The sequence below is a fragment of the Leptospiraceae bacterium genome, assembly GCA_015075105.1.
Classification (GTDB): Bacteria; Spirochaetota; Leptospiria; order Leptospirales; family Leptospiraceae; genus JABWCC01.
Window position 1 is genome coordinate 1,188,807 of record JABTUZ010000001.1, and the last position, 14,344, is coordinate 1,203,150.

The following is a 14,344-nucleotide window of genomic DNA, read 5'->3' on the forward strand; positions in this document are numbered from 1 at the left end:
CCTACATAGAATTTCCGATACATGCTTGTGAAACATAACCTGCTGTGCTTGTTGCACAAGAACCTATTGGGCTTCCTCCTTCGGGCGATTGAGAAATACAAATTAAATATGAAATAAGGCAACTCTCGATTTTTTTCTGTTCTTTATCCTTTTTCTCTTTTTCATTAAAAGGAGGAAAATTGCTACAATCAAAGTTGAAAGCGATAATTAATAGAATAATCAAAATTCTCATAAATGACACGCTCCGAAGAAAAAGCAAGCGGCAAGCAAAAGTAACGTATTATCATCAACAGCTGGTCTTGGGGGTGGCTCATAAGTGGGTGCTGGTGGTGGCACTTCTGCCGGTCTCTCATTATTGGGAGCATTTGGGTTTTGTACGACAATTGGCGGAGGCGGTTTGGGGGTATTGTCAATACATTTTCCATTTACCCATTCATGGTATGTTTTAGTCATACATTCTTCATAAGGACCGGGATCGTTTGGTTCTATAAAGCAATCATCTTTATAGGAAAATGGTGTCTGCTTGATATTTGCTTTTTCATGCTTTAAAATTACATCAAGTGTAGCTCCATAAGCCTGATAGCCTAAATGATTTGGGTGGATCGAGTCATTGCTGGCTCGAGATTGAATTAGGTGGTAAAGAAAATTTTCAGTGTCATTCGCATCAAATTCCATGTTCCAGAAATTTCTATTACCAACATACCAGTATCCTTTAGAAAGTGCATCGTAGTCAACAAAGGTGTGATATAAAGTATGCATTCCAGCACCTCGATTGCTTGCGATAGATGCCATAACAAGATTTAATTCTATGAGCCTTTGACTGACCCATGAATTGTCTCCACGCATTTTATCACAAAATCCTTTGCCTGTTAGTTGTAATGTACTAAGGCAATCTAGAAGCGTCGTTAAACTTACATTTTGTCCCCTTAACGCTTTTTGTAAATAATCGTTCAACAGGGAAGCTGTTGCAGAGATAGTTCTTCCACCAGGAATATCCTGATAATTTGCTTTAACGATAGTTGTACCATCGGGAAGTTTTTCAAACCAGTCTTCGTACCTATTAAAGAGATTCAAACGTGATAAAGTGGAAACAAGCGATTCTCCTGACCCAGGATAATAGGAAGGAAGAGGCATGTAACCTATTAAAGTTTTTCTTGTACCTGATTGTCTTTCTATATACGTCATAATTCTATCCAACTGATTGGCAACATGGTTGTGACGAAAAGGAATCAAAACAGGAAATGTTTCCAATAAGGTTTTATAGAGACCAACATTAAAATCATTTCCACCTATCATCACGAAAACATTTCTATTTTGGAATTGTACATAACCTGAATATCTACCTGGATTTGGCGGAGGATTGCACGAAAACCGACCAAGAGGGTTATTTTCACATGGAAGTTGTTCAGGAAAAGGTGCCCATAACTGGGTACTTTGTGAAGCACATGTATCCAGCCATTCGGAAAGATCTTGGGAGGTTGCCATACCAACCCCACCGTTCACAATGCCCCATCCGGGTGCGTAATCCTTATTCCATGTATATTTTTGATCAGGTGTCGTGCCTAGTTGTGTTATTGAATCTCCTAGCAATATATTGTTGTAAAAATTAGGAGATTTTTTTAATAAACTGGAATCTCCTGTAAGAGGAATGTTTGTTCCGTTATCTGAAAATTGTGTATATTCTGGAATTTGAATATTGTTTGGTTCATTAGGGTTTGATCCTTTTAGAGAACAGCCACATCTCTTGGAAAATCTGTCTTTTACAACTTCTTTTGAGTATAATACTGAAAGAATACCTCTTCCAAGTTCGTTCTTAAAATCCTTTTCCTTCTTGTTGTACAAAGAATTATTTATCTCATCAAGTAGAGTCGTCAGGGGCATCGGAGAGAACGGGAAAAGTGGATCAGAATGTAAGTGACTGTTTGACAACAAAATTATTAATAGAATTTTTAAATATTTCATAGACCTCTCCTTTTTATTTCATCAATAATATTTTTCCGTAATTCCCAAAGTTCTACAATACAGTTTCCAAGAAACGCTTCATCAACTGTCTTACTATCAAATTCCACTTTATAGTACATATCAAGCATATTAAATAGCTGAAAGTTAAGCATTCTTCGATAGATTATCAATAACTCATCATTTGCTTTTGGAACATCAGCCTTTATCTCATCTATATAGGAGGATTGTATTTGGTTTAACGTCCACCCTTCTTGGTAGTTTGGAGGTTTTCCAATAATTTTGACTGTTTCTGAAAACTCCTTTGAATGGATATACTCTTGCATATTTTTCAAATTTACCATTTGCACTTTTCTCATTTCTGGCTCAAAATCTCCAAATGCAACAGATGTCAAAGTATCAAGTGTCACTTCTTTATCTTCGACTTCAGACAAAACATATGGACTACTAACCGCTTTATTTTCATCAAAATTTAAATCGGAGTTTAAAAACTGATTTTGAGTCCCAATGAAGAAAAGAAATAGATGAAGAGGTTTCAGAGACTGATCTTCATTGAGACCTAAAATTTTATGTATATCAATTTTAAATTTATTTGCCTTAAATGATTCTGGCTCTAAGACTATCGGTTTATCTATACCGATACAGTTTAAGAAAACCAAGAATATTAGTTTTGTAAAATGTTTTTCCATATTTTTCCTCCTGAGAATTAAATCTTAAAAAAATGCCCGCTAACGTTCAAGAGTAGCCGACGTTGGAAAAATGGGAAGAAAATGCCCCAAGCATTGTTCTTTCCATTTTTTCAATGTCTCCGTGCCTTCTACAAAAAGCAAGTCCTGTGACTGAATGCAAGAAAAATTTGGATCAGTTCCCAAATTTTTCTGGAATGAAGGCACTGGAGTTGCGTAAGTCTGACAAAAATACTAAAAATTTTCACTTAAACAACCAGTCGGCTCGGAGCAAGAAGCCACATCTTCTCGTGGCTTCGCAGTGGCTACTCTTTGTTAGAGGGCGTGAAATTAGTAGACAGTGATACAAAATCTAGAACCTTTTACATGCGTTACTTTTTCATTTCTCGAACAATAGTCTGAATTTGTATGAATTTTGATATTCCTTTTCGCGTTTGCAGTAAAGTCAATTTTTGAACCTAGTTTTTCAAGAATGATTAAAAAAGAAAGACCTAACCCACCTGCCTTTTCGCCATCTATATACAAATTCGTAATTCCAAACTTTTTTGTATATTCCGATATTATCAAACTACTATTAAAAATTTCACTATATGGATAATCGTTCCAATCGATAAATAAATATTTTTTTAAAGAGAAAAAAAAGTTATAGCTAACTAGAATCAAAAAGACTATACTCAGAAATTCTTTTCTTTTTTTAGGAAGTTTTTCTATAGAATATCCGACAAGAACAAGGAAAAAAATATACAGATATGCAAAATAATAAAATTCATTGTTCGACAGAATAACTGAAAATATTATGGAAAAAGAAAAAATTGCAAATGAAACAATTAATATTTTTAAATGGCTAAAATCTTTTTTTAAAAAATTTATTCCCGCAATAACAAAAAAGACTGATATAATAAGAAGAAACAAAGGAAGGTAAAATTTATAAAAAGCGAAACTATATTAGAAGATACTGTCAAGTTTCTATACTCTTCTTTTTGGAAAACAACTGTAAAAATTTTTAAAAAATTTCCACCTTTATTTTTTAAGACTTCAAAAACAGGTAATGACCATAATATTAAAACGATTAAAGAATATTTCATAAATTTATCCCTTATTTCAAATACCCAATTCTTGAAATTGATTAGAACTATAAATGCAAATGGGATTACAGAAATAATATTTACCTGAATTAAAATATTCAACAAAACGAAAAGATGAACATATTTTTCTTCTACAAGAAATACCACACATAAAAAAAAGCCAACAGCAACTATTCCATGTGCCCATGGAGTTTTGATTAAAAAAATAAAATAGCTCGATGAAAGCATAAAAAGGAATGGAATATCTAAGTTGATTTTAAGAGTTTTGCTCAGACGATTTTTAGAATAAAATAACAGAGATAACTTAAATAAAGTATCAACTAAAAAAAATAAAAATATATTCCCAAAGCTTAATAAATATACAATTTGAAAATATATTCGTAATGCCGGTCCAGGATGGCTAAAGCCCCAAACACTTGGATGTCCAATAAATTCTAATTTTAGATTTAAAATTTTAGAAGCACTTGAGTATAGTTCTGCCTGATCAGACCCAAAATGAAGATCATAATCACTCTTAGGAAAAACTAAAATGAATACCAAAAAAATAAATATGTAATAGAAGATTTTAAGTAAATTTTTCTTTAACGCTAGAATATTTCATGCCCTCTAACGGTTCACGGCTTGGCGTTTGTGGCGGCAATCAGGGAACATCAGCCCAAATTTAGTACAAAAGTTTAATAGTAGCACTAAGCTCAAATTATGCACGTCAGCCGCCATAACGCCAAACCGATGTTGGCAGCTGTGGTTTTTTCCGTCCGTTCGTATTTGTCTGTCAGGTTTGGTGTGTCGGCAGATTTAATTTTTTGCGAAGCGTGGAAAGATTTTTTTGTTTTTTCTGTCGTGCGTTGGAAAAAGCAAGCTCTTTTGCAAACTTTGGCTTGTGTGTCGCCTTGTGCGGTTTGCAAATGTGCTTGCTTTTAGCGTTGGTTTGTCAAAATTTCATTCGTTGTATTCGTACTGCGTTTAAGATTGCCAATAATGCTACACCTACATCGGCAAAAACGGCTTCCCACATTGTTGCCAAGCCACCTGCACCAAGTATTAAAACAATTCCTTTTACTACAAATGCCAATGTGATATTTTGCCAAACAATTTTCTTTGTCTGTTTACCGATATTGATTGCCATAGGTATTTTACTCGGCTTGTCGTCTTGTATTACTACGTCTGCTGTTTCAATGGTGGCATCGCTACCTAAACCGCCCATTGCAATACCGACATCACTTAACGCTACAACAGGTGCATCATTTACACCGTCTCCGACAAAGGCAACGGTTTCATTTTTGGCTTTGATTTCTTTTACCTTGCTTACTTTGTCTTCGGGCAACAAGTCGCCAAAAGCGTTTGCAATTCCTAATTGTTCGGCAACAAATTTCACAACCGAACTTTTGTCGCCACTCAACATTGTCGGTTTTACGTTGAGCATTTTCAGCTTGTCAATGGTATTTTGTGAGTCTTGTTTTATGCTGTCGGCAACTGTAAGATAACCTACAAATTTGTTGTCGTAAGCAACGGCAATTATGGTGTAAACAATTTTACTTACATCAACATCGTGCTGAATGTTAAACTTGTTCATCAATTTGAAATTTCCTACTAATAATTGTTTTCCGTTTACTTCGGCTTTCAGTCCGTGTCCTGCAATTTCTTCGGTGTTTTCTAATTTGATTTCATTATTTGTTTTGCCAACATATTCGTGAATGGCAGTTGCTACGGGGTGCGTACTCAATCGTTCCAAAGCGTCCACCATTTGTAGCATTTCTGTTTGATTAAATGCTTTGTCAAAAACTACTTCCTGCACTTTGAAAACGCCCTCTGTCATTGTTCCTGTTTTATCCATTACTACGTTTTGGATATTGGCAAGTACATCTAAAAAGTTACTTCCTTTAAACAAAATACCGTTTTTACTTGCTGCACCAATGCCACCGAAATAACCCAACGGAATGGAAATAACCAACGCACAAGGGCAAGAAATTACCAAGAAAACCAAAGCCCTGTACAACCAATCTGTAAACTGATAATCTGCCACAAAAAAGTAAGGAAGCAAACAAATGGCAACGGCTAACAACACTACTATTGGTGTGTAGATTTTTGCAAACTTGCGGATAAACAATTCCGTAGGTGCTTTTTGTGAAGTGGCATTTTGTACCAATTCTAAAATTTTACTCAACTTACTATCGGTATATGCTGTGGTAACTTCTATCTGTGCAACGGTGTTTAGGTTTATCATTCCTGCCAAAACTGTTTCGCCTTTGGCTTTGGTATCGGGTTTGCTTTCGCCTGTTAAAGCTGCGGTGTTAAATGATGCTGTTTCGGATAACAAAACTCCGTCTAATCCCAATTTTTCGCCCGATTTTAATTGTATGATTTCGCCAATGTTTACGCTTTCTGCCTTTACGGTTTGGGGTTGGTTGTTTCGCAAAACGGTTACTTCATCGGGTCTTTGGTCAAGCAAAGATTTGATATTTGCTTTTGCTCTTTTTACCGCCAATGTCTGAAACACTTCGCCAACAGCATAAAACAACATTACGGCTACGCCCTCCGGATATTCGCCAATGGCAAACGCTCCGATTGTGGCAATGCTCATCAACAGAAATTCGGAAAATATCTCGCCTTTGGCAATGCTTTCAACGGCTTCTTTGATTACAGGAAACCCAACAGGAATATAAGCCACCACATACCAAACAATCCTTACCAAACCTGTAAACCATTCTGGTTTTAGGAAATTGTCTAAATAAACGGCAACAAGCAATAGCACCAATGAAATAATGCTTGGCAAAAACACTTTGAAAAGGTTGCTATCACTGTGGCTGTGGTCGTGTCCGTCATCATCGCTATGGTCGTGTTGATGCTTTTCTTTTATCAACTCTTTTGCACCTGCATTGGTGTAAATTTTTTCTTCCTGTGTGCAACAAAGCTGCTTACCTTGTACATTGTAAATATGCTTGTGATTTTTATCTGTATTTATCATTGCTTTTAATTTTTAATGATTGTGTCCTCCTGTGATAGATAATTTGGCATTGACAAAAAATGCTCCTTTGATTACAATTTGAGCATTGGCAGGAATGTCCTGTACAAAAGTTATTGCGGTGTAGCCCATATTGGAAACGCCTTTTACAACTTCTATTTTTTCAAAATTGATGTTGCCGTTTTCTTCATTGCTGTGTTTACGGTCTTCACTTTCGTGGTTGTGTTCTTCGCTTTCTTCTTCGTGGTGTTCTTCCGCTTTTTTATCAGTAACAACAAAAATGTAGTCTTTCCCGTCTGCGTTTACAATGGCTTCATTGGGTACGGCAGGTGTTAGGGCATTGCTCAAACTCACAATTCCTGTAATGTTCATTCCGTCAATCAAACCTATTTTGTTTCCTGTAACGGTGCAATGCACGGCAATGGTTTTGCTCTCGTTTTCAAATGATGAACCAATGCTAAACACTTTTGCATCGTATTCATTAGTAGGATTATTGGTTAAGGTAAAATGAATGGTTTGCCCGATTTTCAAAAGCGGTAAATCTTTTTCAAACACTTGTAAATCCAAATGCAATGAACTGTTATCTACGATTTCGGCAACAGGCGAAGAAACATCTACATAACTGCCAATCTTTGCAAACAAATTGCTTATTGTTCCATTCAACGGACTTGTAACTACCAATGCAGATTTCAAGTTGCTGTTTGATACCGAATTTGGATTGATGCCCATTAGCTGTATTTGCTGTTGCAATGATGCTTTTCGGGTGCGAAGCGTATTGAGTTCTGCCGTTGCGTTTTGCAGATTTTTCAAAGCTCCTGCGTTTCCTGCATTGAGTTCATTTTGGCGTTGTACTTCCTGTTCTGCAAAAGTGATTTTACTGCCAATAGTCAAATATTGAAGTGCCCCCCTAAAACTGTAAAGAAAAAATCATATTTTTGTTTATTTTTTAAATTGCAGAGAGATAGTCCTCCTAAAGCTGAATGAGGTCTGATTGAATTATACGATCAATAAATTGAAAATACTTTTTGGTTGCTTCAATTTTATCAGCATAACGCGGGGATATTTATCTCTTGATACTGATAGTTTTATTAAAAGATTCTGCGTGTGCATTTTCATATGCATTACCAAGACACATTGAAATTTGTATTTTGGAATTGTTCAGAAGTTCTCTATATTCATGCGAACAATATCTTCTATCAGAATCAGTATGATGAATGTAACCTTCGAGACTTCCTCTGTTCATGAGAGCCGACTCAAATGCAGACCTGACAAGTTCACTATTAAGTTTATCAGAAACAGCTCGTCCGATGACCTCTGTTTTCCATATCCATTAGTGATGCCAGATAATGATTTTCCCTGAACATCAAAAAGTAACATCACCAACTATTACTCGTGCATGATTAATTGACTTGTCCTTAAGAAGATTTGGATATTTTTTCAGGTTATGTTTTGAATCCGTGGTCGCATGATGATAAGCCCTCTTCGGACTGCATTTTAAAGGTTTTCATGCATGATCCTGTAAACTCTCCTTATGATTGATTTTTCATATCATTTCTCAGAAAATAAGTGAGCAGACCTGTAACCTGATTGAGGCATTAAATCCAGATATGCTTCAATCTTTTCTATTAGTTGCTTATCCTCCTGTTTTTCTTTTAATCTTTGCATCCGATTGGTAATAAAGGAAGAGATACTGATCTCCAAGCTTTACGGCTTTACAATTCAAATTCTGGTGCAGGATACTTCCTGATAATTTCTCTTTTGCTTCCAGTCTTGCAGATATTTTGGGCTTTTTTAAAATGTGATTATCTAACGCAAGGTTGGCAAGTGCTTCAATTCTGCGACTCGTTTCCTTAAAGCAAATTCGGTTTGATTATTTTGTTCAAACTTTCCTGTATCTATCTCATTTCTCAATTTCGGATTGTTTGAGGATTTACCTTTCCCTTTGAGCTTGCGCGAAACGGAACTCTGCCGGACAAAATTTCCATTACCTATTTTTTCCTTAAATTCTTTGCCATAGTTATTTCTTCTTATCATATTATCAAGTCTCCTTTATCCCCTTTTTTTGTATTCCAGTTTTAGGGGGCAAGACCATATTCTTCCTGCAACTGTATAAACTGCGGATTGGCAATCGTAGCAATTACCTGTCCTTTCTTTACATAATCGCCAATTTGCACATTCAGCGTTTTGATAACTCCACCATACAAAGAAGTGGCATTTGCTTTGTTGTTGTTTGGAACTTTAAGCATACCATTTGCCTTTATAGTGGCTGTGAGTTCCTTGTTTTCTACTTTGCCCAACGTGATGCCAACGGCTTTTATCTGCTCTTGTGTAAGCGTGGCAATGGTTGGCGTTTCTTCTTCGTGGTTGTGTCCGTCAGAAGTACCTGTTTCTTTTGTATTTTCGTCATTATGCGAATGATTGTCTTTGCTACCGCAACTGCTTATCACAAGCAAAGTGCATAGTGCCAAAGGAAAAACGATTGAATTTTTTATATTGAATTTCATACCGAATTATTGATTGATTATTGAATAAATATTGATGACCGATTGATTGACCTGCTGAATACTTTTTAGGTAATTCAACTGAATGTCTGTTGCCGTTTGCAAAGCATACAAATACTCCACATAGCTTATATCGCCTGTGCGATAACCTAATTGAGCCGATGAAACAATATCGTTTGCATTAGGCAAGGCTTGTTGCTGATAGTAATTGAACTCCTGCAAATCCTGCTGATACTGCTGTATGGCATTTTGAAACTGTGTTTCCAACAAAATTTGCTGTTGCTTGGTGTTGGCTTCAATGGCTTGTTTTTGATAGTCCAAAGATTTTATCCTTGCTTTTGTAGCTCCGAAAGTCAAAGGAATAGAAACACCAACGCTTACATAACTGAACCGATTGCCCGAATTAAAATACTGCTCCTGTCCGTTTATAGTTTGAAAACCTATTAAAGACTGATTAGTGTAACCAATCGTAAAATCGGGCAAACCCTGTGCTTTCTCTACCTTTTTTGTTTGTTCTGCAATGATTATATCTTGATACAACGCCTTAATTGTCGGGTGGTTTGCAATGGCTGTGCTGTCTAACAAAGTGCTTACCTGCAAAGGCTTAAAATCTGTATCATTGGCAACTTCAAACGGTTCTTTTGTATTCATCAATGCCTGTAAATTTTGATAAGCATTATTGAGATAAACTCCATTTTGTTTCAGCAATAAATTGATTTCGCCTTGCTTGGCTTGTGCTGTACTGATTTCTACTTTTTTGGTGTCGCCTGTTTTGTAACGCAGTTCTGCCACTTTGATAAAATCATTGTACAAACTATCCAAATACAACAACTGCTTTTGATTATTCTGCAAATACTGAATTTGATAGAAATAAGTACGCACTTGATTTTTTAACTCCAATACGGTTATTTCACTTTGTAATTCTTTGCCTTTTACTTCGGCATTTATCAGTTGTTTTTTAGCACCGAACAAAGTCGGAAACGGTATCGTTTGTGCTACTTGAAAAGATTGGTCAAACTTTATACTGTTGTATTGTCCCAACTGTGCATTAAAATCTAATTTCGGCAGTTCGCCTGCCGTTCTTTTAAGGCTTTGTGCCGATTTGATTTCCCAATCTTTTGCTTTGATGTTGCCATTGTTCTGCACCGCAATATTTATGGCTTCATCTACACTAATGATTTTCTTGGTTTGGGCATTGGCATTGTAACCTAATCCCGAAATCAAAAATACCAGTATGGTTGTAACTGATTTCATTTTTCCTTTTCTCTTAATGTTGATTTTTGAATTGAAAATGATGTAAAGCAAGGGCAATACAAACAGCGTAAGGAAAGTAGCCGTAATCAATCCGCCAATTACAACGGTTGCCAATGGTTTTTGTACTTCTGCTCCTGCACCTGTGCTTAATGCCATAGGCAAAAAGCCCAAACTTGCTACGGTTGCCGTCATTAGTACAGGTCGCAACCTTTCTTTTGTGCCGTCATATACCCGCTTCAGAATATCTTTTACTCCGTCTTTCTCTAATTGGTTGAAAGTTCCAATCAATACTATACCGTTCAGCACCGCCACTCCAAACAATGCAATGAAGCCAATTCCTGCGCTAATACTGAAAGGCATTCCACGTAGCATTAATGCAAATACACCACCTATGGCACTCATTGGGATTGCCGTAAAAATCAGGCTTGCCTGTTTGACCGAACGGAACGTAAAGTATAGCAATGAAAAAATAAGGAATAGCGAAATTGGTACAGCTATCATCAGGCGTTTGCTCGCTTTCTGCAAATTCTCAAACTGTCCGCCATAAGTAAAGTAATAGCCTGTGGGCAGTTTTATTTGTTCACTTAATTTCTGCTGAATATCTTCAACCACGCTTTGTACATCTCTGCCCGATACGTTGAAGCCGATAACAATTCTTCTTTTGCTTGCTTCCCGGCTGATTTGTGCTGGTCCCAACTTGTAGCTGATATTAGCTACTTGTGATAATGGTATCTGATTGCCTGTGTTGGTAGGTATCATCAAATTACTTACATCATCTATGTCAGTTCTGTATGTGCTGTCTAATCGTACCACTAAATCAAAACGCCTTTCATTTTCAAACACCTGTCCTGTGGTCTTACCTGCGAAAGCCGTACTTACCACATTGTTTACATCTTCTACATTGATGCCGTAATTGGCAAGGCGTGTTCTGTCGTATTCCACATTGATTTGTGGCAATCCGCTTACCCGTTCTACTTGTGGCGAAGTTGCTCCATTTACGCTTTGAATGACTTTGCTCACTTTGTTGGCATAAATGGAAAGGCTATCCAAATTTTCCCCGAAAATCTTAACCGCTACATCTTGCCTGATACCAGTCATCAATTCGTTGAAACGCATTTGTATTGGTTGGTTTTTTTCAAAGAATACGCCCGGAATTACTTCCAATGCTTCATTTATTTCATCGCCTAATTCTGTATAGCTCTTTTTTGTTTTCCATTCATCCTGCGGTTTCAAAATGACCATTAAGTCTGTGGCTTCGGGTGGCATTGGGTCTGTCGGCACTTCTGCTGCACCTGTTTTGCCAACCACCATTTTTACTTCATCAAACTGTTTGATAATCCTTGATGCCTGCATTGAAGTTTCAATACTTTGGCTCAACGAACTGCCTTGTGGCAATATGCAATGAAACGCAAAATCGCCCTCTTGTAATTGTGGTATAAATTCGCCACCTAAATTTTTAAAGAGCAAAAGGGAAAAGGCAAAGAGTAGAGCGGTCGAAGCAACAATCCAATATTTTATTTTTACGGCTTTCTGCAAAAGCGGTTGGTAAATGCTTTGCAGGTAGTTCATCATCTTGTCTGAAATGGTTTCTTTGTGTGAAACTTTTTTTGACAAAAACAAAGCACACATCATTGGTATATAAGTAAGCGACAAAATCAATGCTCCCAAAATGGCAAATCCTACTGTTTTAGCCATTGGTGTAAACATTTTGCCCTCAACGCCTACCAATGTGAGAATAGGAATGTACACGATTAAAATAATGATTTCTCCAAACGCTGCACTGTTCCTGATTTTGGAAGCGGAAAGAAATACTTCATCGTCCATTTCCGATTGTGTCAATCGGTTCATTGATTTTCGCAAACCCAAATGGTGTACAGTGGCTTCTACTATGATAACCGCACCGTCCACAATCAGCCCGAAGTCAATTGCTCCCAAGCTCATCAGGTTGGCACTTACTCCGAAAATATTCATCATTCCCAATGCAAACAGCATTGATAACGGAATGGCAGAAGCTACAATTAACCCTGCTCTTAGGTTTCCAAGAAACAGTACCAAAACAAAAATTACAATCAACGCTCCCTCAATCAAATTCTTTTCTACGGTGCTGATTGCCCTGCCTACCAAATCGGTTCGGTCTAAGTAGGGTTCTATAACAACATCATCAGGCAAAGACTGCTGAATGACTGGCAATTTTTCTTTGATGCGTTTTACAACTTCGTTACTGTTCTCGCCTTTAAGCATCATTACCACACCGCCAACGGCATCAACTTCGCCGTTGTAGGTTAATGCTCCATAACGGACTGCATTGCCAAAACGAACATCCGCAACGTCTTTTATAAAAATGGGAATACTGCCGTTTGTGTTTTTTACAGCTATGTTTTTTACATCTTCCAATGATGTAACCAAACCAATACCTCGAATAAAGTAAGCATTTGGTTTCTTATCAATGTATGCACCGCCTGTATTTTGGTTGTTCTTTTCAAGAGCATTGAAAATATCGGTAACACTTACACCCATTGCCTTTAAGCGGTTGGGATTTACGGCTACTTCATATTGTTTCAGTTCGCCACCAAAACTGTTTACTTCGGCTATGCCTTTTGTTCCGTTTAGCTGTCGGGCAACAATCCAATCCTGCATTGTGCGCAAGTCTTTGGCATTGTATTTACTTTCGCTTCCCTTTTTGGGGTGTATGATATATTGGTACACTTCGCCTAAGCCTGTACTGACAGGTGCTAATTCGGGTGTACCAATGCCTTTAGGTATCTTTTCTTCCGCTTCTTTCAACTTTTCATTGACAAGCTGCCGTGCAAAATAGATGTTGATGTCCTCGTGAAAAACAACGGTAATAACCGAAAGCCCGAACCTTGAAATGCTTCGGGTTTCTTCCAAATCAGGAAGATTGGCAATGCTCTGTTCAATGGGGAATGTAACCAACTGTTCCACTTCCTGCCCTGCTAACGTGGGGCAAAGTGTAATTATTTGTACCTGATTGTTGGTAATATCCGGTACGGCATCAATGGGTAAGCGGGTAACGCTCCAGCTTCCCCAAATGATAAGTAACAAGGTCATAACACCAATGACCAACTTGTTCTTTATGCTAAATTTTATGATACTGTCTAACACAATTCATTTGATTAATGATTAATACGAATGGATTTGAACTCTTTCTGTATGGCACAGAAAGAACAGTTAATGCACAAAATGACGATACACAGCGATTAACGCATAGCGTTATGCTTGCACCAATAGTACATTAGCCGATAGTATTAGGCATTAATCTTTGGCGGTTGCCAAATGTTTCCGTAGAAATTGGAAACTAATACAAAATCACGTCTTGGGAATGTGATTTTTGAACTTACAGGGGTTTTCTTTATACAAAGTTTATAAACTCCGAGATTTGTACTTGCCGTTGTACCACAACAAGTACAAGTACAAAACGGACTGCAAGTATCGTTATGGTCGCTCTTGTGGCTGTGAGCATCTGCACGTTCTGCAACTTCGGTTTTACTTCTGCAATCATTAGACGCATCACTACAAGGCATTACTGATAATGCCAAAATGTAAATGCTGAATATGTATGCAAAAAACTTCATTTGGTGGCAAAGTTAGTAAAATTCTGAAACGCTGTATTCAAAGCGTTGGAAAAAAGTGGCTCTTTTGGTTTTGCGAAGCGTTGGCGTTGTGTGTCGGGCAAAACCAAATGTGCCACTTGTGCGGTGGCAGAAAAACAAAAAAATGTGTGTTGGGCAAAATTAAATCTTTGTCTTGTGTCATTGTCTGCTCGTTTTTTCTGTCCGTTTGGTCTTGGTAGTGTCGTCCGTTACCATTGCTGCCAACGTTCAAGAGTAGCTGACGTTTCAAAGCTGGCGTGAACTTTGCTTTTGTTTGCAAAGTTCA

General features: G+C 37.3%; 11 protein-coding genes. All 11 read right to left on the minus strand.

Annotated elements, in window-relative coordinates:
• Nucleotide 1 precedes the first annotated feature (1 nt).
• Nucleotides 2–232 carry a hypothetical protein gene (locus tag HS129_05900; GenBank protein MBE7411584.1) on the minus strand — a complete coding sequence of 77 codons (231 nt, stop codon included), beginning with the start codon at nt 230–232 and terminating at the stop codon, nt 2–4.
• A complete protein-coding gene (locus tag HS129_05905; protein MBE7411585.1) occupies nt 229–1,962 on the minus strand; it encodes a hypothetical protein in 1,734 nt (577 codons plus the stop codon). The genes HS129_05900 and HS129_05905 overlap by 4 nt, the downstream gene beginning before the upstream one ends.
• Nucleotides 1,959–2,648: a hypothetical protein gene (locus tag HS129_05910; GenBank protein ID MBE7411586.1), complete on the minus strand. Its 690-nt coding sequence runs from the start codon at nt 2,646–2,648 to the stop codon at nt 1,959–1,961. The genes HS129_05905 and HS129_05910 overlap by 4 nt, the downstream gene beginning before the upstream one ends.
• Before the next feature lie 863 nt (nt 2,649–3,511).
• The gene (locus HS129_05915; protein MBE7411587.1) at nt 3,512–4,270 is read right to left on the minus strand and encodes a hypothetical protein; all 759 of its coding nucleotides are present in this window, start codon (nt 4,268–4,270) and stop codon (nt 3,512–3,514) included.
• Nucleotides 4,271–4,661: 391 nt separating this feature from the next.
• Nucleotides 4,662–6,695: a cadmium-translocating P-type ATPase gene (gene cadA, locus HS129_05920; protein ID MBE7411588.1), complete on the minus strand. Its 2,034-nt coding sequence runs from the start codon at nt 6,693–6,695 to the stop codon at nt 4,662–4,664.
• A 12-nt stretch (nt 6,696–6,707) separates the two neighbouring features.
• Nucleotides 6,708–7,583 carry an efflux RND transporter periplasmic adaptor subunit gene (locus HS129_05925; GenBank protein ID MBE7411589.1) on the minus strand — a complete coding sequence of 292 codons (876 nt, stop codon included), beginning with the start codon at nt 7,581–7,583 and terminating at the stop codon, nt 6,708–6,710.
• 172 nt (nt 7,584–7,755) lie between these two features.
• Nucleotides 7,756–8,019, minus strand: coding sequence for a DDE-type integrase/transposase/recombinase (locus HS129_05930; protein ID MBE7411590.1), 264 nt, complete (start codon nt 8,017–8,019; stop codon nt 7,756–7,758).
• Nucleotides 8,020–8,240: 221 nt separating this feature from the next.
• Complete coding sequence (locus HS129_05935; GenBank protein ID MBE7411591.1) at nt 8,241–8,393, minus strand: hypothetical protein; 153 nt, start codon at nt 8,391–8,393, stop codon at nt 8,241–8,243.
• Between the two features lie 105 nt (nt 8,394–8,498).
• Complete coding sequence (locus HS129_05940) at nt 8,499–8,726, minus strand: hypothetical protein (GenBank protein MBE7411592.1); 228 nt, start codon at nt 8,724–8,726, stop codon at nt 8,499–8,501.
• 41 nt (nt 8,727–8,767) lie between these two features.
• On the minus strand, nt 8,768–9,196 hold the full coding sequence (locus HS129_05945) for an efflux RND transporter periplasmic adaptor subunit (protein ID MBE7411593.1): 429 nt from the start codon (nt 9,194–9,196) through the stop codon (nt 8,768–8,770).
• A gap of 6 nt (nt 9,197–9,202) precedes the next feature.
• Nucleotides 9,203–13,570: a CusA/CzcA family heavy metal efflux RND transporter gene (locus HS129_05950; protein ID MBE7411594.1), complete on the minus strand. Its 4,368-nt coding sequence runs from the start codon at nt 13,568–13,570 to the stop codon at nt 9,203–9,205.
• Nucleotides 13,571–14,344 lie beyond the last annotated feature (774 nt).